This is a genomic window from Micromonospora sp. RTP1Z1 (genome assembly GCF_033804685.1).
In the GTDB taxonomy this organism is placed as follows: Bacteria; Actinomycetota; Actinomycetes; order Mycobacteriales; family Micromonosporaceae; genus Micromonospora.
Map to the genome: position 1 here is coordinate 1 of NZ_JAPFQV010000022.1, position 23,755 is coordinate 23,755.

The following is a 23,755-nucleotide window of genomic DNA, read 5'->3' on the forward strand; positions in this document are numbered from 1 at the left end:
GCCGGAGCAGCTCGATGGTCTCCGCGGAGAGCCGCTCCCGGTCCCAGGTGGGGGCGAGCCCGCGCGGCACCCGCCCGATCTGGGCGCACCGCAGCGACAGGCCGTTGTGGTGGAACTCCTCGCCGAACCAGACCTGGTCCGCTCCGCCCTGGTAGAAGGCCAGGTCGATGACCGTGCCCTGGGGGCGCAGCAGACGCAGCGCGAGTTGCAGCGCCCAGGCCTGGCCCCGGCACTGGAACACCACGTCGGCGCCCCGGTCGCCGGCGGAGTGGTTCCACCGGGTCTTGAGCACCACCGCCGGGTCGTCGGCCTCCGGGTCCAGCGTCTCCAGGCCGAGCGCCTCGGCCACCTCCCGCCGCTGCGGGGTCGGGTCCAGCACCACCACCGAGGCCGCCCCGTGCCGCTTGGCGAAGAGCGCGGTGAGCAGCGCGACGACGCCGCTGCCGACGACCGCGACGCGGCGTCCGCGCACCCCGTCGCCGAGCGAGCGCACGTCGGTGCCGCACAGGTCGGCGGCGGCGTGCAGCAGGCCGTTGGCGCAGATCGGGCCCATGTGCGCGACGTAGACGCCGAGCAGCGGGTCGAGGTCCTCCGGCAGCGGCACGAAGCGTTCGGCGACCGGGTCGGCGACGTACCCGGTGCGGTGGCCGTAGGTCATCGCGCCCACGGTCCCGACTCCGATCGCCGGGGTGCGGCTCTCCACCACCCGGCCCACCTGCATGTAGCCGAGCCGGTTCACCGGGTACGGGGCGCTCGCCTCTCCCGGCTGGAACAGGCCGAGGTCGGCGTTCCAGGTGACGTTGAGGTAGGGGTTGGTGCCCTTGACGTAGCTCAGTTCGGTGCCGGCGGAGACGCCGCTGTAGAGCGTCTCCACCCGGAACGTGCCGTCCCGCAGCTCGGCGGCGTCCTGCTCGACCAGCTCCACCTGCCCGGGGCCGCTGACCACCACGACCTTCTCACGCATCGACGGTCACCCCCGCCGGCGCGGCGTCCGCCACGGCCACCCGGGGCCGGGCGGCCGGCCCGGTGGGCAGCGACACGCTGCGCCCGGTCCGGGCCGACTCGGCCAACGCGAGGGCCAGCCGCTGGGTGCGCAGGGCCTCCGCGTACGGGACGCGGACGTCGTCGCCGACCCCCCGGACCGCGTCGACGAAGGCCCGGTCGACGGCGACCCGGGCGCCGTCCGGGTGGGCGGGCACGTGCCGCTCGCCGTCCGCGTCGCGGACGGTCAGACCGTCCTCGGTCAGCGACAGCGCCAGCCCGTCGGCGAGGATCTCCAGCCCGGCCCGGTGCTTCCAGGTGAGCACGCACGCCGCGGCGAGCGTGCCGACGGCGCCGCCGTCGAAGCGCAGCGTCGCCGCGGTGACGGAGTCGATGTCGGCGCCGTCGACCGGCGGCGGGGTGCCGTCCCCGTAAGCGGTCACCTCGGTGGCCTCGCCGACCAGCGCGCGGATCAGGTCGAGCACGTGCGCGGCCTGCTCGACCACCGGGCCGCCGGAGCGGTCGCGCCGGGCCCACCAGGCCACCGGCGGCACCTTGTCCAGCCAGGCGCCGTTGACCATCCGCACCGGACGGCCCGCGAGCAGCTCCCGGGCCTCCTCGACGACGTGCAGGTAACGCCAGTGGTGGCCGACCGCGGTCAGCAGCTGCCGCTGCTCAACCAGGTCGGCGATCCGCTCCGCCGTCTCCAGGTCCACCGCCACCGGCTTCTCCACGAACATCGGCACGCCGGCGGCGATCACCACCTCCTCGACCGGTCCGTGCGCGAACGGCGGCACGCAGACGTACACGGCGTCCGGACCGGCGGCGAGCAGCTCGTCCACGTCGGCGAAGGCACGCCCGCCGTAGGTCCCGGCGAGCGCCTCCGCCGCGTCCCGGGCCACGTCGGTCACGCCGAGCAGTTCCACGTCCTCGAAGCCGCTCAACACCCGGGCGTGGCGTTGCGCCACCCCGCCGGCCCCTACCAGTCCCACCCGGCACGCGCGCATTCCACAGACCCTCTCGCCACGGTTTCATAACTACCCGGACAGCTCTCCCCCCACCGACACGCCAGCAAACCCGGCGGGCGACGCAATCAGACGTTCACCCGCCGGGAACCTGCCGGTGTCCGGGACGTGATCAGGCTGATAGGCATGATCCGGTTAGCGCGGGGTCGGTCCTGGGAAAACCAGTCTCCGCGTTTCCGCCACGACCTGGGGGTGTGCCTGTGCGGGATACAGAATCGATCGTCTCACCGGTGGTGGAGGCTTGGGCCACCTATCGGACCACGTCGGCCAACGACTGGCCGGCCCGGCGCCTGCTGCGCGCCAAGGGCGACAGCCGGGTCAGCGTCGTGCTGCCGGCCCACAACGAGGAGGTCACCGTCGGCGCGATCGTGTCGACGATCCGCGAGCATCTGATGGACCGGCTCCCCCTGGTCGACGAGCTGATCGTGGTCGACTCCCGCTCGACCGACCGGACCGCCCAGGTGGCTCGCGCCGCCGGGGCCGAGGTGGTCAGCCAGGACGCGATGACCCGGGGGCTGCCCCAGCTGGCCGGCAAGGGCGACGCGCTCTGGGCCGGGCTGGCCGCCGCCGAGGGTGACGTGGTCGCCTTCATCGACGCCGACCTGCGCGAGTTCCGGCCGCACTTCGTCACCGGACTGATCGGCCCGCTGCTGACCGACCCGTCGGTCGACTTCGTCAAGGGCTTCTACCACCGGCCGTTGGTCGGCCCGACCAGCGTGGAGGCCGACGGCGGTGGCCGGGTGACCGAGCTGATGGCCCGGCCGCTGCTCAACCTCTTCTGGCCGGAGCTGGCCGGCTTCGTGCAGCCCCTGGCCGGCGAGTACGCGGGCCGCCGGGAGGTGCTGGAGCAGGTGCCCTTCGTCTCCGGTTACGGCGTGGAGACGGCGATGCTGATCGACCTGCTGGAGCTGGTCGGCCTCGACGCGCTGGCCCAGGTGGACCTGGGTGAGCGCAAGCACCGCCACCAGGACACCGCGGCGCTGGGCCGGATGTCCGCCCAGATCATGCTGACCGCCTGGTCCCGCCTGCAACGCCGTGGCTGGGCGAGCCCCGGCGCCATGCCGGCGGCGCTGCTCACCCAGTTCCGGCGCGGCGGTTCGGACGCGCTGCCCAACCTGGACCGCGAGATCGTGGTCAGCGATGTCGCGGTCGAGGAGCGCCCGCCGCTGGCGCAGCTGCGGCACCGGGTGCCACGGCGGCGGGTGGCGGCGTGAGGCCACCGGACGACGGTGGCGACGGCCGGTCCGGGCGACCGGCCCGCAGCGGTGACGGCCGGCCCGCGGGGCCGGTCGCTGGCACGCGGAGGGCCGACGGGGGCGCCGCCGAGGGAAGGAAGCCGACACGATGACTCTCACCGTCCTGATGAACGCCGGTCCCTGGTTGTCCGTGCCGCCCCCCGGCTACGGCGGCATCGAGAACGTGGTGGCGACCCTGGTGCCCGAGCTGCGCCGGCTCGGCGTCCGGGTGGTGCTCGCCTCGGTGGAGTCCAGCACCCTGCCGGTCGACGAGAAGATCTCGGTCTTCCCGGATGGCCAGTTCCACGCCCTGCAGCGGCCGTACAACCAGGTCTGCGGGATCTCCCAGGCACACCTGAGCGGGGTGGTGCGCGCGCTGCACACCCGCGACGACATCGACCTGGTGCACGACCACGTGGAGGCGGTCGGCCTGGCCACCATGGCCGCGATGGGACCGGACGGCCCGCCGGCGCTGCACACCCTGCACTGGGACCTGGCGAAGCATCCGGAGCTCTACGGCAACCTGGACGGCGGCGACCGCGTCCGGGTCAACGGCGTCTCCGCCTCGCAGCTGGCCCGCGCCCCGCAGGCGCTGCGGGACCACTCGGTGGGGCACGTCCACCTGTCCACCCCCCTCGCCGTCGGCGCGGACCGCCGGCCCCGGGTCGGCAAGGGCGACTACCTGATCATTCTGGGCCGGATCAATCCGGGCAAGGGCCAGGACCTGGGCGCCCGGCTGGCCCAGCAGGTCGGCTTCCCGCTGGTGCTGGCCGGCCCGGTCGGGCCGTACCACCGACCGGAGGACCTGGCCGCGGCCGGCGACGAGGCCCGTCAGAACCCGGACGTGCGGTTCTTCTACGACCACGTCGCCCCGCACATCGACGGCGACCGGGTCCGCTGGGTCGGCACGGTCGCCGGCAAGGAGCGCGACGACCTGCTCGCCGGCGCGCGTGCCTCGCTCTTCCCGCTGCGCTGGGAGGAGCCCGGCGGCACCGCCGTGGTCGAGTCCCTCGCCCTGGGTACGCCGGTGGTCTCCACCGCGCGCGGCTGCCTGCCCGAACTGATCGAGCACGGGCGCACCGGACTGCTCACCACCGACGAGGAGGAGCTGGGCGAGCTGGTGCTGGCCGCCGGCCTGCTCGACCCGGACGAGTGCCGTCGGGAGGCCGCCGCCCGGTTCACCCCGGCCGCGATGGCGGAGCAGTACGTCGGGCTGTACGAGCGGGTCCGCCAGCTCGCCGGCCGCCCCCTGCTGCCGGCCTGAGCGCCGCACCGACCCGGACGCCGGCCCGGCCGCCGTCAGGGTGGCCGGGCCGGTGTTTTCCGCCCGCCGGAACGGGAATCCACGCCGTCCGTACCAGGTGAGGAGATGCCGTGACGAACTCGATGGCCCACTCCCGGGGCCGGCGCAACCCCGCCGACGGCCGCGCCCCGGTACGCCGGGCGGCGACCGCCGTCGGCGTGATCTTCCTGGTCATCGGGGTGCTCGGCTTCATCCCCGGGATCACCACCAGCTTCGGTGACCTGTACTTCGCCGGCCACGAGTCGAAGGCGAAGCTGCTCGGCCTGTTCCAGGTCTCGGTGCTGCACAACATCGTGCACCTGCTGTTCGGCGTCGCCGGCCTGGCGCTGGCCCGGACGGTCTCCGGTGCCCGGACGTATCTGGTCGGCGGCGGCGCCATCTATCTGGTGCTCTGGCTCTACGGCCTGGTGGTGAGCCACTCCAGCGGCGCGAACTTCATCCCGTTCAACGGGGCCGACAACTGGCTCCACCTCTTCCTCGGGATCGGCATGATCGCCCTCGGTCTGGTCACCACACGTGGCGTGAATCGTCGCTGACCAGGCCCAGGTGGGCGGCTGGTCCGGTTTGACCCGGCTGGGTGGCGGGTAGTTCCCAGTTCCGCGACGAGACGGAATCGAGGGGGCTCATGCCGACCCGGATCAGCTGGGAGGTCCGCGACGAGTCGCCGGTCACCCTGGTACGGCTCGCCGGCGCGCTCGACCTGGGGACCATGCGCGCGGTGCACACCGTGCTGGACCGCTGTCTCACCGCCCAGCCGGACGCTCTGGTGGTCGACCTGTCCGAGATCGAGGTGGCCGACCGGCTGGCGCTCTCCGTCTTCGCCGCGGCCGCGCGGCGTGCCGCGGATTGGCCGGACGTGCCGCTGGTGCTCTGCGCCCCCCCGACGGAGGTGGCGACCTGGCTCGCCGAGACCACCGCCTGTCGCGTGGTGCCGGTACGGCAGGACTGCGCCGAAGCCACCGCGATGGCCAACGCGGCCGCCTCGCCGCGGCTGCGGGTCCGGCTGGAGCCGGTCGCCGGGGCCTGCCGGCGGGCCCGGGAGCTGGTCACCGACGCCTGTGGGCGGTGGAACATCCCCGAGCTGATCGGCCCGGCCTCGCTGGTGCTGACCGAGCTGGTGGGCAACGTGGTCCGGCACGCCGGCACGCCGATGCAGGTGACGGTGACCCTGCGGCGGCCGTACCTCCAGGTGGCCGTGACGGATGGCAGCCGGGTCGCGGCGCGCGCCACGACCGGGCAGGACCTGCGGGCCGAGGGGGGCCGCGGGCTGCTGCTGGTCCGTGAGCTGACCCAGTGCTGGGGCAGCTCGCCGGCCGGCGACGGCAAGGTCGTCTGGGCGATGCTACCGGCGAACTGACCGAATTTTCCGCTCTCGCCTGGTTTTATGGGCAGAGGGCCGGGTAGGCACGCCCGTCCTTTCTGTCCTCATGACGGGGTGAGAGATATGCCCAAGCGGGTAGTCACGGAGCCGGCACGAGACCGGGGGCCTGCGATCCTCGCGCCCGCCCGGTTCGGCGGCTATCCCGGCCCGGTCCGGACCGCGATCAAAGGCAGCTCGCTGATCAAGCTGCTGGGTACGACCGACGCCAAGCTGATCGGCCTGCTCTACCTGGTGACGTCGTTCGTCTTCTTCCTGATCGGCGGGGTGCTGGCGCTGCTCCTGCGGGCCGAGCTGGCCCGACCGGGCATGCAGTTCCTCTCCCCCGAGCAGTACAACCAGGCGTTCACCATGCACGGCACGATCATGCTGCTGCTCTTCGCCACCCCGCTGGTGTTCGCCTTCGGCAACTACATCGTCCCGTTGCAGATCGGCGCGCCGGACGTCTCGTTCCCCCGGCTGAACGCCCTCGCCTACTGGCTCTACCTGTTCGGCGGCTCGATCGTGGTGGGCGGGTTCTTCGTCCCGGGCGGGGCGGCCGACTTCGGCTGGTTCGCGTACACCCCGTTGAGCCTGTCCCAGCACAGCCCGGGCGTCGGCGGAAACATGTGGATCGTCGGGCTGGCCCTCTCCGGCCTCGGCACGATCCTCGGCGCGGTCAACATGATCACCACGATCATCACCCTGCGCGCCCCCGGGATGACCATGTTCCGGATGCCGGTCTTCACCTGGAACCTGCTGCTCACCAGCGTCCTGGTGATCCTGGTCTTCCCGCTGCTGGCCGCCGCACTCTTCGCGCTCGCCTCGGACCGGATCCTGCACTCACACGTCTTCGACCCGACCACCGGCGGGCCGATGCTCTGGCAGCACCTGTTCTGGTTCTTCGGCCATCCCGAGGTCTACATCGTGGCGCTGCCGTTCTTCGGCATCATCACCGAGATCATCCCGGTGTTCTCCCGCAAGCCGATCTTCGGCTACACCGGTATCGTGCTCGCCACCATCGCGATCACCGTGCTGTCGATGAGCGTCTGGGCGCACCACATGTTCGGCACCGGCCAGGTGCTGCTGCCGTTCTTCAGCATCATGAGCTACCTGATCGCGGTGCCGACCGGGGTGAAGTTCTTCAACTGGATCGGCACCATGTGGAAGGGGCAGCTCACCTTCGAGACGCCGATGCTCTTCGCCGTCGGCTTCCTGACCACCTTCCTGCTCGGCGGCCTGACCGGGGTGCTGCTGGCCAGCCCGCCGGCGGACTTCCACACCACCGACACCTACTTCGTGGTGGCGCACTTCCACTACGTGCTCTTCGGCACGATCGTCTTCGCCGCGTTCGGTGGGGTCTACTTCTGGTTCCCGAAGATGACCGGACGGATGCTCGACGAACCCCTGGGCAAGGCGCATTTCTGGACCATGTTCGTCGGCTTCCACATGACCTTCCTGGTCCAGCACTGGCTGGGCAACGAGGGCATGCCCCGGCGGTACGCCGACTACCTGCCCACCGACGGGTTCACCACCTTGAACACGATCTCCAGCATCGGGTCGTTCATCCTGGGCGCGTCCACGCTGTTCTTCATCTACAACGTCTGGAAGTCCTGGCGGTACGGCACGATGGTTTCCGTCGACGACCCGTGGGGCTTCGGCAACTCCCTGGAGTGGGCCACCACCTGCCCGCCCCCGCTGCGCAACTTCGACCGGATGCCCCGGATCCGCTCCGAGCGCCCCGCCTTCGACGCCAAGTACGGCCCGCTCGTCGCCAACCTCGGCCGGGACCTGCCGCAGCGCACCGTGAAGCCGCCGCAGCACTTCGCCGAGGAGCTGCATCTCGAGCCGCACGTCCCCGAGTCGCCGGCCGCCGAGGGGGCGCACGGCGCCCGCCAGGCCGTCGAGTACCAGCCCGCGCCGCAGTCCGGGGCGCGGCCGGTGGTGGTGCCGGAGCCGGAGGAGATCCGCCGGCCGAGCTTCGAGGAGACCGACGTGATCGAGGAGGTCGAGCCGGGCGCGGAGCCCCGGCCGCCGGAGAGCGAGCGGTGGCGGCACCCCCGCGGGCATGATGAGGAGAACCCCGAGCGCTGAGCGGTCACGAAATGAAGGGGGCCGGCGCCACGAGCGCCGGCCCCCTTCCTCGTCCGTACCGGCCAGGTTCAGTCGCCGGCGGCCGGCAGGCCGGCGGCGGCGGCGAGCGAACGCCGTACCGCGGGCTGCACCCGGGTCAGCCGCAGCGGCACCCCGGTCCGGGCCGCCGCGTCGCGGCCGGCCATCAGCGCGGCGATCCCGCCCGCGTCAACGCCGCCCGCGCCGACCAGGTCCACCACCACCTCGCGGGGCTGCCCGGTCACCGCCTCCAGCATCGCCCGGCGCAGCTGGTCCGCGCCGTCCCGGTCGACGTCGCCGCCGACCTCGACGACCACCCGGTCGCCGTGCTGCCGCACCGAGATCCGCGTCTTCGCCGGCTCCGCCGACTCGGCGGCGCCGTTCTGCCACGGCGGCGGGGCGTCGGCGAGCATCGCCTGGCGCAGCCAGGTCAACGCCCGGGACAGCAGCCGGGAGACGTGCATCTGGGAGATGCCGAACCGGGCCGCGATCTCCGCCTGCGTCTGGTTGCCGTAGAAGCGCATGGCGAGGATCCGCCGCTCCCGCCAGGGCAGCCGGTGCAGCAGCCCGCTGACGGTCACCCGGTCGTCCACCGATTCCAACGCGTTGTCCGACTCGCCGACCAGATCGCCGAACTCGGCGGAACTCTCCCCGCCGACCGGCGCGTTGAGCGAGGCCGGACTGTACCCGGCAGCCGACTCCAGCGCGGCGAGGATCTCCTCCTCCGGCGTCTCCAGCCGTCGGGCCAGCTCGGCGACCGTGGGCGCCCGGGACAGCTCGCTGGTCAACGCCGCCGTCGCCTGCCCCACCTCCAGGATCAGGTCGCGCAGCCGGCGGGGCACGTGCACGCCCCAGGTGCGGTCGCGGAAGTGCCGTTTGATCTCACCGACGATGGTGATCGCCGCGTACGCGGTGAAGGAACCACGTTCCGGGTCGTACCGGTCGACGGCGTTGACCAGGCCGAGACGGGCCACCTGCTCCAGGTCCTCCAGCGGTTCCCCGCGACCCCGGTAGCGGCGGGCCAGCCGCCCGGCGAAGGGCAGCGCGAAGCGGACCAGATCGTCCCGTGCCTCCTGCCGCCGCTCCGGCGGCAGGCCTTCGATCCGTGCCGCGTACGCCAGCGCCGCCGCGTCGAGGTCCTCCAGCCCCCGATCGGTCGGCGGTGGTGTGGTGGTGGTCGTGGTGGTCTGTCCGAACATCCGCGCCTCCCTCAGGAAGGTCCCCCGCCCGGATTGGGAAACCGGTCATGCGCGTGGTCGGGCCACGCACCGGGCCGGAAGTGGGTTACGTGACTGGCACGCCAGGAGCGACGACAGCTCGCCACACGGCGTCATCGGGCCGTCGCAGCGAGCGGTGTTCCCGCTCCGGAGTTACTCAATCACGGACCGTGGGTTCGCGAGGATGTTTCGCCAGGGTTGGTCCCGACCGGAGTCGACCAGGCCGCCGACCCCGCCGGATTCCGGTCAGGAGACCAGCAATCCCAGGTGCGCGCCGGCGTCCCGGAGCACGGCCAGGGCGTCACCGACCCGCAGCGGCGGCGGGACCGGCAGGTCGTACGGCTGGTTGCGCAACACCTCGGTAGCACGGCGGGTCGGCACCGATGTGACGGGGTACCCCCGCGCCGACCCCCGGTCCAGCGACCGCCGCCGGCGGCCGAACGCGGCCACCGCGAGCCACTGCGGCAGGCCGGCCAGCGCCGGCGACCGGACGCCCGGCGGCTCGGGCAGCACGTCCACCGAGCTGAACGGCTCGCTGCCGGCCAGCCACCACTCCACCCCCTCCACCCGGCGTCGGGTCGCGTTCTCGCACCAGTACGGCACCATGCCGGCCCGCACGACCTGCCACGGGTCGAGCAGCCGGCCGCACTCGACCACCAGCCGGTCGCCGGTCTTGCCGGACTGCCGCAGCCACCGCCGGTACAGGTCGGCCGTCGCCGCGCTGAGCGCGTCGGGTTGCGGGAAGAGCACCCGGTGCAGCGGATGGCCGTGCCGACCGGTCCAGTCCCGGGCGCTGAGTTCGAAACCGGACTCCACGCCGTGCTCGGCGTACCCCTGCGGGGAGGAGATCTCCGGCGGCTCCCAGTGCGCCCCGTCGCCGCCGGCGGAGCGGAGCACCTGACGCAGCGCGTGCGCGTCCGGGTGGAAATCCACCGGTTCCAGGCCGCTGGCCGGGGAGCCGACCTGGAAGCTGTGGCCCCGGCCTTCGTCGAGCACCGGCCAGGTGCGGACGTCGTGCAACAGCAGCACTGCCGCGCCGGGTGTGAGCCGGTCGGCCAGGAACCGCGCGTACGCCGCCGGCAGGCGCCGCCAGCGCAGCGCGAGGGCCACGGTGGCGCCGGCGAGGCCACCGCGGCTGGCGGGGCAGTGGACCTGCCGCACGTGCACGTCGGCGTTGCCGGCCAGCAGGCGGGCGGCCAGCGCGGCGCCGTGGTCGAGGGCGGCGCACGGCCGATCCACCGCGCCGTGGCTCCAGTGCGCGGTCACTTCGAAGCCGGCTGGCAGCCAGGGCACGCCCAGCGCCACCGCCAGGTGCGCGGCCGCGCCGTGCGCCGAGCCGAGTACCACGCCCGGGTAGCGGCGCGGCGGGTACTGGTCGACGAGCCAGCGCGCCACCCGCTCGGCGTCCACCTCGGCGGCCTGGGCGGGGGTGAGGGCGACCCGTCCGGCGGCCCGGGCCGCGGCGGCCCGACGGACCGGCTCCGGGGCGCCGGTGAAGCGGGACAGCGGGGTGGGGTGCCCGAGGTCACCGCAGTCGGCGCCGCGCAGTGCCCGGGCGGTCGCCGCGACCAGTACCCGGGCGGTGCTGCCCACCGCCACGACCCGGTCGCCGGCCAGCCCGGCGCCCTCCGCCGTGAGCCCCATCTGCACCTTCGGCACCGGGCCCACCTTGCCTCGTTCGCTCACCACGCGGCCGGGCTTCCCGTCCCTATGCGGTCTAAACGGTGCATCCCCCCACGGGAAGGATCAATCCTCGGGTGCGCGGCGGCTGGGCGGTCGGGACGCACCGGGCCCAGCCGCGTCCTGTCGCCGGGTTCCACGTCCGGGGGCGGAAACCCCTGCCGGAGGGGGTTTGGGCCCCCGGACGGGCACTTCAGCGGCCATGCGCGAGGACGAGGCGAGCACGTCACCGGTGCGGCAAGTCGGCCCTCGAGCGGGGGAGGGACGAGGCTTCGGCGGCCTACAGGTCCAGTAGGTGGGTGGCGAAGTGGCGGTCCAGCTCGAGCGCGGCGGCGGCGCCGAACAGCACATCGGCGGCGAGGGCCGGCTCGGCGGCGACCAGGCCACCGCACAGGGTCGTGCGCGTCCACCCAGCCGGCGCAGTCCGTTGCCGTACCGGCAATTGGGCAGCGAGGAGGTCATCTCCAGGGCGGCCAGACAGCCGAAGAGGGCGCCGCGCGGGATCCGTCAAACGAGGTCATCGGCCTCGACGCTCACGGTGCGGAGTATCCGCTCGCGCACCCGCCGGGCGGCGTCCCCGTCGGCGAAAAGGCCACGCAGGTCGGCCAGGGCCGGTTCCGGCGGGTTCAGCGGCACCGCGGGATCGACCACGGCCTCCAGCACACTGGGCCGGTCGGCGGCGAGCACCTCGTCCCAGGCCGGGCCGACCAACTCCGGCCGGTCGACCCGGACGCCGTGCAGGCCGAGCAGCCGGGCCCAGCCCGCGTACGGCACGTCCGGTCGCCGGTCACCCAGCTCGCCGGTGGGCCGCCGTCCGCCGCCCATCCCCGAATGGTCCCGGTTGTTCAGCACCAGCACCACCAGCCGCGGGTCCCGCCACTCCTGCCAGTGGTGCGCCACCGTGATCAGCTCGGCCAACCCGTTGAGCTGCATGGCGCCGTCGCCGAGCAGGGCGATCACCGGCTCGTCCGGCCGGGCCAGCTTGGCGGCCACCGCGTACGGCAGGGCGCAACCCATCGAGCCGAGCGTCCCGCAGAGCTGCGCGCGGACGCCCGGGGGCAGCTCCAGATGCCGGGCGTACCAGTAGAGGACCGACCCGACGTCGACCGCGACCGAACCCGATCGGGGCACCCGGGCGGAGAGTTCATGCAGCACGAGCTGCGGGTTGACCGGCTCGGCCGGGGCGGCGGCCCGCTCAACCGCTGCCTCCCGCCAGCGGTCCACGGAGCTCTCGACGACTCCCCGCCACTGCTGGTTGGGCCGGACGGCGACCCGGCCCAGCAACGCGCGCAGCGTGTCGCCGGCGTCGCCGACCAGCGGCACGTCCACCGGGTACCGCGTGCCGATCCGCCGCCCGTCGATGTCGATCTGAATGGTCCGCACCTGACCCGGCATCGGAAAGTAGTCCGTCCACGGGTTGTTCGTGCCGACCAGCAGCAGGGTGTCGCAGCCCCCCATCAGCTGGGCGGCGGCGGTGGTGCCGACCTCGCCGAGCACCCCGGTGTGGAACGGCAGCCGCTCGTCCAGCACCGGCTTGCCGAGCAGCGAGGTGGCCACCCCGGCGCCGAGCCGGTCGGCCAGCGCCACGATCTCGTCGGCGGCGCCGTGCCCGCCCTGACCGACCAGGATCGCCACCCGCTGGCCGGTCGTCAGCAGCGACGCGGCGGCGTCCAGGTCGGTGTCGTGCGGCAGCACCCGGGCCAGCGGCTCGCCCGGGGTCGCCGTCAGCACGCCCGCCGTCTGCGGCAGCAGGTCCGGCACCGCCGCCACCTGCAACGCACGCGGCAGCACCACGCAGGTCGGGCTGCGGGTGGCGGCGGCGGTACGGAAGGCCTGGTCGAGCAGGGCGGGCACCTGCTCGGGCAGCCGCCCGTACCGGACGAACTGGTTGCAGACGTCGCCGAAGAGCCGACTCAGCCCGATCTCCTCGTGCGCGCCGCCGAGCGGGCCGCTGACGTCCTCGCCCACGATCGCCACCACCGGCTTGCTGTCCAGCTTGGCGTCGTAGAGGCCATTGAGCAGGTGCACCGCGCTCGGCCCCTGGGTGGCCAGGCAGACCCCGATCTCGCCGGTGAACTTGGCGTGGCCGGTCGCCATGAAGGCGGCGGTCTCCTCGTGCCGGGCCGGGACGAACGCCGGGTCCCCGCCGGCGCGGTCCAGCGCGGCCACCAGGGGGGTTATCGCCTCCCCCGGGTAGCCGAACGCCCGGGGCACCCGCCAGGCGCGCAGCCGCTCCACCACCAGGTCCGCCACGGTGCGGTCAACCATTGCCCCGCCCGGGGGTGCCGGCGTCGACGTAGCGCAGCACCGCGCCGACCCCGTCGGTGAGCTCGGGCGCCTCGCCCGGCGCGAGCACCGTCAGCTCGGCGTCGGTGCCGACCAGCGCCCGGAGCAGGGCGGCGTCGGCGCGTACCCGCTGCGGGTCGGCCACGGACATGTCCGCGAGCTGCCCGGGGTCGATGGCGATCTCCGTCGGCTCCGGACCGATCCAGAGCTCGCCGTCGGCGGAGGCGTCGTCGACGATCAGCATCGTGTCGACCTGGTTGCGTTGCAGCGCGCGGACCACCGCGTCCAGCCCGGCCCCGACGTCCTCCTGGACCCCGAACCGGTCCAGCGCGGTGGTGACCCGCTGGTCGGCGACCTCGGCGATGGTCTGCACCGTCAGGTCGTCCATCGCCATCGGGTCGGCGCCGCCGGTCCGCGAGCCCGCGTCGGTGCGGACCAGCACGTCCTGCCAGCGGTCCGGGAGCTGGGCGGCGATCATGCCGGTGGCCCGGATGTCGCCGGCGACGACCACCACGTCGGCGCCCACCTTCTCGGCCAGCTCCGCGGTGGCCGCGGCGGCGTCACCGGCGTTGTGGTGCCAGGCCTCCATCGCCGCCCGCTGGTAGCGGGACTGCGACCAGCCGCCCGGACGGACCTGGCGCAGTCGGTAGCTCTCCCGACCCTTGACGTGCGCCTTCCGCGGCACCCCGCCGGCGCTGACCGCGATGGCGTCCGCGCCAGCACGGTCGGCCAGCACCCGCACCCAGGCGACCTGCTCGCCGCGCTGGGCGACCAGCGGCATCGTGTGCGGCAGGGCGGACCAGTTGGCCAGGTCCCGCAGCGGCGGCGCGGAGAGGTACTCGGAGAGCACCACCCGACCGCCGGTGGCGAAGACGGCCAGGCCGTAGTCCCCCGGCATCGGGTCGTGCCCACGGACCACCCGTTCGACCGCGTCGATGGTCGGCGGGTCGGCGCCCTGTTCCAGCAGTTGGCCCTTGAGGGCCCGCCAGCGCAGGTCCAGCGCGGGACGGGAGTCGTGGGTGTCCCGGGAGGCGTCCAGATACACCGAGCACCACGGCCCGGGACGGTCGTAGAGCGGACGCAGGAAGGACAGCTGCATGCTCGACCCCTTTCCAGCTCGGCCGCACGCATACCCGCGCGGCTCCGGATGTCACCTGACGGTCACCGCGTGACCGTCGTTCATTCACATCGTTCAACCCGAGGAGCCGATACCATCGGTGAACGGAACGGGACTCTCGGTGGTGACCATGGACACTGACCTCCACATCCGGCGCGTCGTTCGCCCGACGGAGCGGATCGTCACCGGGCGGGTGGTCCGGTTGCTGGAGGGCTACCCCCGCGAGGTGCGGGTGGGCCAGCCGGTGCTGGTCGCGGTGCTCACCGCGGCGGGCGTGATGGGGCTGCTGATGCTGCTGGTGCGGTCGCTGCTGAGCAGCGGCGGCGGTGGCGCGCGGCGCAGCTTCAAGGAGTTGAAGAAGGGGCCCGAGTTCCTGGTGACACCGCTGCGGCTACGCGACGGCGCGGGCCGGCTGCTCGAGGTGGAGTTGCACGGACACCTGCCGCAGAGCGCGCTGCACCCCGCGGACCACGTGCAGCTCACCCTCCGCCGCCCGCGTGACCCGGACCTGCCGCCGCGGATCGAGCGGATCGTCAACCTGACCACCGGCCAGCTGCTCACCCCGCACACCGCGACGGTCTGGTCCCATCTCGGTCCGCCGCTGCTGCTCCAAGCGGCGCTCGGCGCGCTGCTGCTGGCCGGGGTAGCCGCCTGCTCGGCGCTCGGCTGAGGTTTCCGCCCCGGCTGACGCGGGCACCGGTTCGGCCATGTTCGCCGGATTCACCCTCGATGAGATCGACGTCGGCCCGGTGCGGCTCGCCGCGGTGCTGGCGGACTTCCTGGCCGGCCGAGCGGCCAGGTGCGGGTCGACCAACCGGGCCGCGACGGACCCGGGGAGGCCGGGTCAGCCGACCGGGGTGGCGACCTGCTCGGGGGCCGACGCGTCGTCCAGCAGGCCCCGCCGGCGCGCCCAGCGCTCGAAGACGACGGTGGCGAACGGCGGCACCGCGCAGGCCAGCGCCACCACGGTGATCAGCAGCCGCCACCGGCGCAGCCGGGCCACCACGAGGACGAGGAGACCGTAGACCACGAAGAGCGCGCCGTGGATCGGGCCGAAGACGTGCACCCCGATCTCGTTGGCGGGCGGCCCGTACTTCACCGCCATGCCGGCCAGCAGGGCCAGCCAGGAGCAGGCCTCGGCGATCGCCGCCGCCACGAACAGCCTGGTCGTCTTCTCGCGCATCAGCCTCTCCCCCACCGATCGCGGCCATGCTAACCAGCCCGCCGGGGCGGATCCGGCCGACACGGGTCGGAGGCGACGGGGATCACCGGGGCGCCGGCTGGGTAGGTAAAAGGACCTTCGGGTCTTCCCCGCCCCGGCGATGCGTGCGAGGTTAGGGGAACCAGCGGTGACAAGGTGGTGACCATGGGCGAGGATGTGGGTGCGCGGACCTTCAGCCGGGAGGACCGGGCCCGCTACCGGGAGAAGGTCCGCCGCTGTCTCGACGTCTTCGCCGAGATGCTGCGCGAGTCGCGCTTCGACGTGGAACGGCCGATGACCGGCCTGGAGATCGAGCTGAACCTGGTCGACGAGGACTCGCAGCCGGCGATGCGCAACGCCGACGTGCTGGCCGCGATCGCCGACCCGAGCTTCCAGACCGAGCTGGGCCAGTTCAACGTCGAGATCAACGTGGCCCCGCGCCGGCTGGTCGGCACCGGCACCGCGCAGTTCGAGGAGCACGTCCGGGCCAGCCTGAACGCCGCCGAGGAGAAGGCCCGCACCCTCGGCGCGCACATGGTCATGATCGGCATCCTGCCGACGCTGCGCCCGGAGCACCTGACCGCCGAGACGCTCTCGGCCAACCCGCGCTACCGGCTGCTCAACGAGCAGATCTTCGCCGCCCGCGGCGAGGACCTGCCGATCTCGATCAGCGGGGTGGAGCGGCTGTCGGTCTCCGCCGACACGATCACCCCGGAGGCGGCCTGCACCAGCACCCAGATCCACCTCCAGGTCAGCCCGGCGCAGTTCGCCGACTACTGGAACGCCGCCCAGGCGGTCGCCGGCATTCAGGTGGCGCTCGGCGCGAACTCTCCGCTGTTCTTCGGCCGGGAGCTGTGGCGGGAGACCCGCATCCCGCTGTTCCAGCAGGCCACCGACACCCGCTCTGAGGAGATCAAGGCCCAGGGGGTACGCCCCCGGGTCTGGTTCGGGGAACGCTGGATCACCAGCGTCTTCGACCTGTTCGAGGAGAACGTGCGCTACTTCCCGGCGCTGCTGCCGGTCTGCGACCCGGAGGACCCGGTCAAGACGCTGGCCGAGGGGGGCGTGCCGACGCTGGCCGAGCTACGGCTGCACAACGGCACCGTCTACCGGTGGAACCGGCCGGTCTACGACGTGTTCAAGGGCCGGCCGCACCTGCGGGTGGAGAACCGGGTGCTGCCCGCCGGTCCGACCGTGCTGGACACCATCGCCAACGGCGCCTTCTACTTCGGACTGGTCCGGGCCCTGGCCGAGTCGGACCGGCCGCTGTGGTCGCAGATGTCGTTCAGCGCCGCCGAGGAGAACTTCACCAACTGCGCCCGGCACGGCATCGACGCGCAGGTCTTCTGGCCGGCGCTGGGCTACCTGCCGGTGACCGAGTTGGTGCTGCGCCGGCTGCTGCCGCTGGCGTACCACGGGCTGGACCGGTGGGGGCTCGACCCGACCGAGCGGGACCGGCTGCTCGGCATCATCGAGCAGCGCTGCCTGACCGGACGCAACGGCGCGACCTGGCAGGTGGAGACCCTGCACCGGCTGGAGTCCGCCGACCACCTGGACCGGCCGGAGGCGCTGCGCGAGGTGGTCCGCCACTACGTGGAGCTGATGCACAGCAACCGCCCGGTGCACGAGTGGCCGATCCCTTGATCCGGCTCAGCCCCGGGCGCGGTCCCAGGGGGGCGGGTCGTCGCGCAGCCGGCTGTAGAGCCACCCGGCGACCGCGGCGACAAGCGGAAACCGAGATGCTGACGACGGTGCCACGCTGTCCGGCACGGCCCGGACCGGTAGCCAGCGCCGGATCAGAGCGCGACGATCGCCGCCGTCTCGGCCGGTAGCTCGATCCCGTCGCGCATCACGGTGACCCCGTCCCCGGTGGCCAGCAGCACGGTGCGCACCACCCCGGGCAGGTTGATCCGCTGCGACTTGCCGGCCAGGTTCGCCACCACCAGGCACTCACCCCGGCGCATCAGCAGGAACTGGTCGCCGTGCCGGACGTCGACGGCGTGCAGTCGCGGGTCGGACAGGTCGGGGCGGCTCTTGCGCAGCGCGATCAGCCGGCGGTGGAAGTCGTACATCTCCCGGTGCTCGGGCTTGTCCAGCTCGGCCCAGTCCAGCCGGGACCGGACGAAGGTCTGCGGGTCCTGCGGGTCGGGCACGTTCCCGGGCGGCCAGCCGTGCGCGGCGAACTCCCGCCTCCGCCCGGTCGCCACCGCGGTGGCCAGCTCCGGCTCGGGGTGGCTGGTGAAGAACTGCCACGGGGTGGTGGCCGCCCACTCCTCCCCCATGAACAGCATCGGGGTGAACGGCGCGGTCAGCAGCAGGGTGGCGCCGACCCGCAGCAGCGCCGGGGAGAGCGTCGCGGAGATCCGTTCGCCGGTGGCCCGGTTGCCGATCTGGTCGTGGTTCTGCAGGTACGCCACGAACCGGTGCCCGGGGGTGCGCTGCCGGTCGACGGGCCGGCCGTGGCTGCGGCTGCGGAAGCTGGACCAGGTGCCGGCGTGGAAGAACGCGCCGGTCAGCACGTCGGCGAGGCACTCCAGCGAGCCGAAGTCGCCGTAGTAGCCCTGCCGCTCGCCGGTGAGCAGGCTGTGCAGGGCGTGGTGAGCGTCGTCGTTCCACTGGGCGTGCAGGCCGTAGCCCCCGGCTTCACGCGGGATGATCACCCTCGGGTCGTTCAGGTCGGACTCGGCGATCAGCGACAGCGGCCGGCCCAGGTGGGTGGAGAGCGACTCCACCTCGACCGCCACCTCCTCCAGGAAGTGGGTGGCCCGGGAGTCCGGCATGGCGTGCACGGCGTCCAGCCGCAGCCCGTCGACGTGGTAGTCGCGCAGCCACATCAGCACGCTGTCGACGATGTAGCGGCGTACTCCGTCGGAGTGCGGGCCGTCCAGGTTGACGGTGCGGCCCCAGGTGTTGTTCTGCTCGGTGAGGTACGGCGCGAACATCGGCGCGTAGGCCCCGGAGGGCCCGAAATGGTTGTAGACGACGTCGAGGATCACCCCCAGCCCCTTGGCGTGCGCGGCGTCGACCAGGCGCTTCAGGCCGTCCGGCCCGCCGTACGGCTGGTGCGGGGCGTACCAGCAGACCCCGTCGTAGCCCCAGTTGTGCTCGCCGTTGAAGGCGTTGACCGGCAGCAGCTCGATCATGTCCACGCCCAGCTCGACCAGGTGGTCGAGACGGCCGATGGCGGCGTCGAAGGTGCCCTCCGGGGTGAAGGTGCCGATGTGCAGCTCGTAGAGGATGCTGCCGGGCAGCTGCCGGCCGGTCCAGTCCTGGTCGGTCCAGCGGTGGGCGGCGTGGTCGTAGAGCCGGCTCGACCCGTGCACCCCCGCGGGCTGCCACGCCGACCGCGGGTCGGGCAACGCCCGGTCGTCGTCGTCGAGCAGGAACGCGTAGTCGGTGCCCGGCCCGGCGCCCGGCACCTCGACCCGCCACCAGCCGCCCGGGCCGGAGCGCATCTCGTGGTCGGCGGCGCCGGGCAGGCGCAGCCGGACCCGGGCGGCCTCGGGCGCCCACACCGTGAACTCGGTCATGGGGCAGCCTCCACGGAGTCGGTGGGAGCCAGCAGGGCGACGGGATACGTGCTCAGCAGATCATGCATGGGCAGCTCAGAGCCACTGTAGACCTGACCGGTGAACAAGTCGGTAACCGAATGAACGGGAAGTGACAGGGTCGTGTCCCGCCAGCCGCCGGCCAGGGCCAGGCGCAGCGGCAGCCGGGTGGCCACCGCGATCGCGCCGCCCCGGTCGAAGGCGACCGCGTGCCGCGCGGCCAGGCCGCGCGCCGGCACCGGACGGTAGCCGGCGAACAGCTCCGGGCGGTCCCTGCGCAGCCGCAGCGTCCGGGAGACCACCAGCAGCTTCGCCGCGCCGTCGGCGGCCACTTCGGGCCGCCAGCCGCCGTCGAGCCGGGCCAGCAGGTCCCGCCGTACGGCGAAGTCGACCGGCCGGCGGTTGTCGGGGTCGACCAGGGAGTTCTCCCAGAGTTCGGTGCCCTGGTAGGTGTCCGGCACCCCCGGCATGGCGAGCTGGACCACCTTCTGTCCGAGCGAGTTGGACCAGCCGGCCGGGGTGATGTCGGCCGCGAACGCGGTGATCTCGGCGTGCAGCTCCGGGTCGTCGTACATCCGGTCGACCAGGGCGTGCAGCTCGCGCTCGAAGGCCAGGTCGGGGTCGGCCCAGCTGGTCGAGGCCGAGGCCTCCCGGGAGGCCTTCTCCACGTACGCGTGCAGCCGGTCCCGCTCGATCGGCCAGGCGCCGACGGCGGTCTGCCAGAGCAGGTGGGCGAAGGCGGGATCGGGCAGCGGGGCCCGGGACATCCAGTCCTGCACCCGCTCGGCCCAGCGCTGCGGCAGCTCGGCCAGGACGGCGAGCCGGGCCCGGACGTCCTCGCCGCGTTTGGTGTCGTGGGTGGAGAGCGCTGTCATGCTGGCCGGCCAGCGCACCTGCCGGGCGGCGGCGAAGCGGTGGAACTCCGCCGGGGACACGCCGAAGTGGGCCGGGCTGCCGCCGACCTCGTTGAGCGCGACGAACCGGCTCCACCGGTAGTAGGCGGTGTCCTCCACGCCCTTGGCCATCACCGCGCCGGTGAGCTGCGGGAAGCGGGCGGCCAACTCGTGCCCGGGGTCGCGCAGGCGAGCGGTGACCGCGTCCAGGGTGGCGGTCAGGTCGGGGCGTCTGCGGCCCGCCTCGGACCGGGCGGCGGCGAGGTGCCGGGCGCCCTCCGGCGGATAGCCGCGGTAGACGGGGAAGCAGGCGGCCAGCTCGGCCAGGGCCGCCCGGGTCTCCTCCCGGTCGAGTTCCGGGACGAGCGCGGCGAGCCGGCTGAGCTCGGCGGCGAGCAGCCGGGTGGCGGCGGCCAGCTTGGTGTCGTGGGTGAGGTCCTGCCAGGAGGTGTGGTGGCCGGTGAGCCGGGTGTCGAGGGCGGTGAAGTCACCTTCCGCGTCCGGGTTGACGAAGAGTCCGCTGACCGCCGCCAGGGCGTCGTAGCCGGTGGTGCCGTCCACCGGCCAGGCGGGCAGTTCCTCGCCGTACTCGAGGATCTTCTCCACCACCAGCCACGCGGCCGGCGCGGCCGCGCGCAGCCGGGCCAGGTAGCCGGCGGGGTCGCGCAGCCCGTCCGGGTGGTCGACCCGGATGCCGTCCACCTCGCCCGCGTCGACCCAGCGCAGAATCTCCGCGTGGGTCGCGGCGAAGACCGCGGGGTCCTCCACCCGCAGGCCGGCCAGGTCGGAGACGGCGAAGAACCGGCGGTACGTCAGCTCGGCGTCGCCGCGCCGCCAGGAGACCAGCTGGTAGTGCTGCCGGTCGTGCACCTCGCGCGGGTTGCCGGCGCCGGTGCCGTCGGCGATCGGGAAGCGGTGCTCGTGGTAGCGCAGCTCCCCCTCGACCACCTTGAGGTCGTGCAGCGCGTCGGGGGTGTCGGCGAGCACCGGCAGCAGCAGCCGGCCCTGGTCCCAGTCGATGTCGAACCAGCCGGCGTACGCCGAGACCCGGCCCCGGCGCAGCACGTCCCACCAGGCCGGGTTGGCCGCCGGCTGGGCGACCCCGGCGTGGTTCGGGACGATGTCGACGACCATGCCCAGCCCGGCCGCGCGCAGGGCGCGGACCAGCCGCTGCCGGCCGGCCTCGCCGCCGAGTTCGGGGTTGACCGCCCGGTGGTCGACGACGTCGTAGCCGTGCGCGGAGCCGGGGGTGGCGGTGAGCAGCGGCGCGCTGTACAGGTGGGTGGCGCCGAGGTCGGCGAGGTGGTCGGCGAGGCGGGCGGTGGCGTCGAGGTCGAAGCCGGGCCGTACCTGGACGCGGTAGGTCGACCCGACCCGCGTCGTCGCTGCCGTCGTCACGTCGGGTCGGGGGGTGTCGGACATGTCAGGCCGTCCTCTCCAGGACCAGCAGGGAGCGGTCGGGCACGCAGACGGTGCCGCCCGCCTCGACCAGCGTGGTCTTCTCCGGATCCGGTTCCGCGGTGCTGATCACCAGCTCCCACCGCTGCCCGAACTCCTCCCCGGGCAGGGTGAAGTCCAGCGGCGCGTCGTGCGCGTTGAACAGCAGCAGGAACGAGTCGTCCCGGTGGCGCTGGCCGTACTGGCCGCGCTCCGGGATGCCGTCCCCGTTGACGAAGAGGGCGACCGAGCGACCGAAGTCGTTGCCCCAGTCCTCGCCGGTCATCTCCCGGCCGTCGGGGGTGTACCAGGCGAGGTCGGGCAGGCCTGACCCGGCGGCCCGGCCGCCGACCGGCAGCCCGGTGAAGAACCGGCGCCGGTGGAACACCTGGTGGCGGTTGCGGAAGTCGGTGAGCCGGCGGACGAACCCGAGCAGCTCGTCGTCGGCCCGTTCCCAGTCGACCCAGGCCAGTTCGCTGTCCTGGCAGTACGCGTTGTTGTTGCCGTGCTGGGTGCGGCCCAGCTCGTCGCCGTGGCCGATCATCGGCACGCCCTGGGAGAGCACCAGGGTGGCCAGGAAGTTGCGCCGCTGCCGGGCCCGCAGGGCGAGCACCCCCGGGTCGTCGGTGTCCCCTTCGACGCCGCAGTTCCAGGACCGGTTGTGGCTTTCGCCGTCCCGGTTCTCCTCGCCGTTGGCCTCGTTGTGCTTGTCGTTGTACGACACCAGGTCGTTGAGGGTGAAGCCGTCGTGGCAGGTGACGAAGTTGATGCTGTGGAACGGGCGGCGGCCGTCGTCCTGGTAGAGGTCGGCGGAGCCGGTGATGCGGGAGGCGAACTCGGCGAGGATGGCCGGCTCGCCGCGCCAGAAGTCCCGGACGGTGTCCCGGTACTTGCCGTTCCACTCGGTCCACTGCGGCGGGAAGTTGCCGACCTGGTAGCCGCCGGGGCCGACGTCCCACGGCTCGGCGATCAGCTTGACCTGGCTGACCACCGGGTCCTGCTGCACCACCTCGAAGAAGGTGGAGAGGCGGTCCACCTCGTAGAACTCGCGGGCCAGGGTGGCGGCGAGGTCGAATCGGAAGCCGTCGACGTGCATCTCGGTCACCCAGTAGCGCAGCGAGTCCATGATCAGTTGGAGCGAGTGGGGGCTGCGCACGTTGAGGCTGTTGCCGGTGCCGGTGTAGTCGACGAAGTACCGCCGGTCGGACTCCGAGAGCCGGTAGTAGCTGGCGGTGTCGACGCCCTTGAAGCTCAGCGTCGGGCCCAGGTGGTTGCCCTCCGCGGTGTGGTTGTAGACCACGTCGAGGATCACCTCGATGCCGGCCGCGTGCAGCGCCTTGACCATGCCGCGGAACTCCTGCACCTGCTGGCCGAGGCGGCCCAGCGCGGAGTAGCCGTGGTGCGGGGCGAAGAAGCCGATGGTGTTGTAGCCCCAGTAGTTGTGCAGCCCCAGGTCGGCGAGGCGGTGGTCGTGCACGAACTCGTGCACCGGCATCAGCTCGACCGCGGTCACCCCGAGCCGCTTGAAGTAGTCGATCATGACGGGTGAGGCGATGGCCGCGTACGTCCCGCGCAGCTCCTCCGGGATGTCCGGGTGCCGCATGGTCAGCCCGCGCACGTGCGCCTCGTAGATCACCGAGTGGTGGTACGGGGTGCGCGGCGGCTTGTCGTTGCCCCAGTCGAAGTACGGGTTGACCACCACCGACTTCGGCATGAACAGCGCCGAGTCGGTCTCGTTCATCCGGTCCGGCTCGCCCAGCACGTAGTCGTAGACCGCCGGGTCCCAGGAGACCTCCCGGTCGACCGCCTTCGCGTACGGGTCGAGCAGCAGCTTGTGCGGGTTGCAGCGAACCCCGTTGGCCGGGTCGTACGGCCCGTGGGCCCGGTAGCCGTAGCGCTGACCCGGCTCGATGCCCGGGATGTACGCGTGCCACACGTACGCGTCGACCTCGCGCAGCTCGACCCGGCGCTCGGCGCCGGTGTCCCACTCGTCGAACAGGCAGAGCTCGATCTTCTCGGCCACCTCGGAAAAGATCGCGAAGTTGGTCCCCATCCCGTCGTAGGTGGCGCCAAGGGGATAGCTATCGCCCGGCCAGACCTGCATGTCGCTCCTTCGGCACATGATCGTGAGCGCGCCGGACGGGCGGGGCCGTCGGTGCGCACGCCGCTAGTGCCCCGCCACCACGGCGACCAATCCACCCGATCGGGCCACACCCGAGATCCACCCACCTGGGGCTCGGCGGGCCGTCGGGTGTCTTCCGTCACGATAGGCCTTTTCGAGGTGCGCGGGACCGCGTGATGCCCTTTGCTTTATCCGGACGCGCCCGCGCGGGCGGTCCGCCTCGGCCCCTCGGCCACCCCCA

At 73.0% G+C, this 23,755-nt stretch carries 18 protein-coding genes; 7 read left to right on the forward strand and 11 right to left on the reverse strand.

Going from position 1 to position 23,755, the window contains the following annotated elements; translation table 11 throughout:
- Positions 1–964 (reverse strand): zinc-binding dehydrogenase (locus SLP03_RS13455; protein WP_319460915.1); only part of this gene is annotated, 964 nt, incomplete at its 3' end.
- Positions 957–1,988, reverse strand: coding sequence for a Gfo/Idh/MocA family oxidoreductase (locus tag SLP03_RS13460; RefSeq protein ID WP_319460916.1), 1,032 nt, complete (start codon positions 1,986–1,988; stop codon positions 957–959). The genes SLP03_RS13455 and SLP03_RS13460, both read right to left, overlap by 8 nt.
- A gap of 251 nt (positions 1,989–2,239) precedes the next feature.
- Between SLP03_RS13460 and SLP03_RS13465 the strand changes: the two genes are divergently transcribed.
- The 5 genes from SLP03_RS13465 to ctaD all read left to right on the forward strand — a co-directional run bounded on the left by SLP03_RS13465 (position 2,240) and on the right by ctaD (position 7,995).
- Entirely contained in the window at positions 2,240–3,220 is a 981-nt protein-coding gene (locus SLP03_RS13465) for a glucosyl-3-phosphoglycerate synthase (protein ID WP_319460978.1), read from the forward strand.
- 130 nt (positions 3,221–3,350) lie between these two features.
- Positions 3,351–4,505 carry a glycosyltransferase gene (locus tag SLP03_RS13470; RefSeq protein ID WP_319460917.1) on the forward strand — a complete coding sequence of 385 codons (1,155 nt, stop codon included), beginning with the start codon at positions 3,351–3,353 and terminating at the stop codon, positions 4,503–4,505.
- Positions 4,506–4,627: 122 nt separating this feature from the next.
- Positions 4,628–5,080, forward strand: a complete 453-nt coding sequence (locus SLP03_RS13475; RefSeq protein ID WP_319460979.1) for a DUF4383 domain-containing protein — start codon at positions 4,628–4,630, stop codon at positions 5,078–5,080.
- A gap of 89 nt (positions 5,081–5,169) precedes the next feature.
- The gene (locus SLP03_RS13480) at positions 5,170–5,901 is read left to right on the forward strand and encodes an ATP-binding protein (RefSeq protein WP_319460918.1); all 732 of its coding nucleotides are present in this window, start codon (positions 5,170–5,172) and stop codon (positions 5,899–5,901) included.
- A gap of 87 nt (positions 5,902–5,988) precedes the next feature.
- Positions 5,989–7,995: a cytochrome c oxidase subunit I gene (gene ctaD, locus SLP03_RS13485; RefSeq protein WP_319460919.1), complete on the forward strand. Its 2,007-nt coding sequence runs from the start codon at positions 5,989–5,991 to the stop codon at positions 7,993–7,995.
- A 68-nt stretch (positions 7,996–8,063) separates the two neighbouring features.
- On the opposite strand, the gene SLP03_RS13490 is transcribed toward ctaD, so the two are convergent.
- The 5 genes from SLP03_RS13490 to SLP03_RS13510 form a co-directional block, all read right to left on the reverse strand.
- A complete protein-coding gene (locus SLP03_RS13490) occupies positions 8,064–9,212 on the reverse strand; it encodes a SigB/SigF/SigG family RNA polymerase sigma factor (RefSeq protein WP_319460920.1) in 1,149 nt (382 codons plus the stop codon).
- A gap of 264 nt (positions 9,213–9,476) precedes the next feature.
- On the reverse strand, positions 9,477–10,874 hold the full coding sequence (locus SLP03_RS13495) for a hypothetical protein (protein WP_319460980.1): 1,398 nt from the start codon (positions 10,872–10,874) through the stop codon (positions 9,477–9,479).
- Positions 10,875–11,190: 316 nt separating this feature from the next.
- Positions 11,191–11,352: a hypothetical protein gene (locus SLP03_RS13500; RefSeq protein WP_319460921.1), complete on the reverse strand. Its 162-nt coding sequence runs from the start codon at positions 11,350–11,352 to the stop codon at positions 11,191–11,193.
- 65 nt (positions 11,353–11,417) lie between these two features.
- Positions 11,418–13,178 (reverse strand): thiamine pyrophosphate-binding protein, encoded by a 1,761-nt coding sequence (locus tag SLP03_RS13505; RefSeq protein ID WP_319460922.1) that lies wholly within the window; start codon positions 13,176–13,178, stop codon positions 11,418–11,420.
- Positions 13,171–14,295 carry a Vms1/Ankzf1 family peptidyl-tRNA hydrolase gene (locus tag SLP03_RS13510; RefSeq protein WP_319460923.1) on the reverse strand — a complete coding sequence of 375 codons (1,125 nt, stop codon included), beginning with the start codon at positions 14,293–14,295 and terminating at the stop codon, positions 13,171–13,173. Before SLP03_RS13510 ends, SLP03_RS13505 begins: the two co-directional genes overlap by 8 nt.
- A 139-nt stretch (positions 14,296–14,434) precedes the next feature.
- On the opposite strand from SLP03_RS13510, the gene SLP03_RS13515 reads away from it, so the two are divergent.
- Positions 14,435–14,983, forward strand: coding sequence for a hypothetical protein (locus tag SLP03_RS13515; RefSeq protein WP_319460981.1), 549 nt, complete (start codon positions 14,435–14,437; stop codon positions 14,981–14,983).
- 174 nt (positions 14,984–15,157) lie between these two features.
- Here SLP03_RS13515 and SLP03_RS13520 read toward each other — a convergent pair whose 3' ends face one another.
- A complete protein-coding gene (locus SLP03_RS13520; protein WP_319460924.1) occupies positions 15,158–15,496 on the reverse strand; it encodes a DUF3817 domain-containing protein in 339 nt (112 codons plus the stop codon).
- A gap of 183 nt (positions 15,497–15,679) precedes the next feature.
- Between SLP03_RS13520 and SLP03_RS13525 the strand changes: the two genes are divergently transcribed.
- Complete coding sequence (locus tag SLP03_RS13525) at positions 15,680–17,158, forward strand: glutamate--cysteine ligase (RefSeq protein WP_319460925.1); 1,479 nt, start codon at positions 15,680–15,682, stop codon at positions 17,156–17,158.
- Between the two features lie 152 nt (positions 17,159–17,310).
- Here the strand turns inward: SLP03_RS13525 and treZ are convergent, their stop codons facing one another.
- The 3 genes from treZ to glgX are packed head-to-tail and all read right to left on the reverse strand — an operon-like array spanning position 17,311 to position 23,496.
- Positions 17,311–19,044 (reverse strand): malto-oligosyltrehalose trehalohydrolase, encoded by a 1,734-nt coding sequence (gene treZ / locus SLP03_RS13530; RefSeq protein WP_319460926.1) that lies wholly within the window; start codon positions 19,042–19,044, stop codon positions 17,311–17,313.
- Positions 19,041–21,377, reverse strand: coding sequence for a malto-oligosyltrehalose synthase (gene treY, locus SLP03_RS13535; RefSeq protein ID WP_319460927.1), 2,337 nt, complete (start codon positions 21,375–21,377; stop codon positions 19,041–19,043). Before treY ends, treZ begins: the two co-directional genes overlap by 4 nt.
- A gap of 1 nt (position 21,378) precedes the next feature.
- Positions 21,379–23,496, reverse strand: a complete 2,118-nt coding sequence (glgX, locus tag SLP03_RS13540; RefSeq protein ID WP_319460928.1) for a glycogen debranching protein GlgX — start codon at positions 23,494–23,496, stop codon at positions 21,379–21,381.
- Between the last annotated feature and the right edge of the window lie 259 nt (positions 23,497–23,755).

What these genes read in the sequence shown, in the direction of transcription:
- SLP03_RS13460 (WP_319460916.1), bottom strand. Translation starts at nt 1,988, where the DNA reads ATGCGCGCGTGCCGGGTGGGACTGGTAGGGGCCGGCGGGGTGGCGCAA.
- SLP03_RS13470 (WP_319460917.1), top strand. Translation starts at nt 3,351, where the DNA reads ATGACTCTCACCGTCCTGATGAACGCCGGTCCCTGGTTGTCCGTGCCG.
- SLP03_RS13475 (WP_319460979.1), top strand. Translation starts at nt 4,628, where the DNA reads ATGGCCCACTCCCGGGGCCGGCGCAACCCCGCCGACGGCCGCGCCCCG.
- SLP03_RS13480 (WP_319460918.1), top strand. Translation starts at nt 5,170, where the DNA reads ATGCCGACCCGGATCAGCTGGGAGGTCCGCGACGAGTCGCCGGTCACC.
- ctaD (WP_319460919.1), top strand. Translation starts at nt 5,989, where the DNA reads ATGCCCAAGCGGGTAGTCACGGAGCCGGCACGAGACCGGGGGCCTGCG.
- SLP03_RS13490 (WP_319460920.1), bottom strand. Translation starts at nt 9,212, where the DNA reads ATGTTCGGACAGACCACCACGACCACCACCACACCACCGCCGACCGAT.
- SLP03_RS13495 (WP_319460980.1), bottom strand. Translation starts at nt 10,874, where the DNA reads ATGGGGCTCACGGCGGAGGGCGCCGGGCTGGCCGGCGACCGGGTCGTG.
- SLP03_RS13505 (WP_319460922.1), bottom strand. Translation starts at nt 13,178, where the DNA reads ATGGTTGACCGCACCGTGGCGGACCTGGTGGTGGAGCGGCTGCGCGCC.
- SLP03_RS13510 (WP_319460923.1), bottom strand. Translation starts at nt 14,295, where the DNA reads ATGCAGCTGTCCTTCCTGCGTCCGCTCTACGACCGTCCCGGGCCGTGG.
- SLP03_RS13520 (WP_319460924.1), bottom strand. Translation starts at nt 15,496, where the DNA reads ATGCGCGAGAAGACGACCAGGCTGTTCGTGGCGGCGGCGATCGCCGAG.
- SLP03_RS13525 (WP_319460925.1), top strand. Translation starts at nt 15,680, where the DNA reads ATGGGCGAGGATGTGGGTGCGCGGACCTTCAGCCGGGAGGACCGGGCC.
- treZ (WP_319460926.1), bottom strand. Translation starts at nt 19,044, where the DNA reads ATGACCGAGTTCACGGTGTGGGCGCCCGAGGCCGCCCGGGTCCGGCTG.
- treY (WP_319460927.1), bottom strand. Translation starts at nt 21,377, where the DNA reads ATGTCCGACACCCCCCGACCCGACGTGACGACGGCAGCGACGACGCGG.
- glgX (WP_319460928.1), bottom strand. Translation starts at nt 23,496, where the DNA reads ATGCAGGTCTGGCCGGGCGATAGCTATCCCCTTGGCGCCACCTACGAC.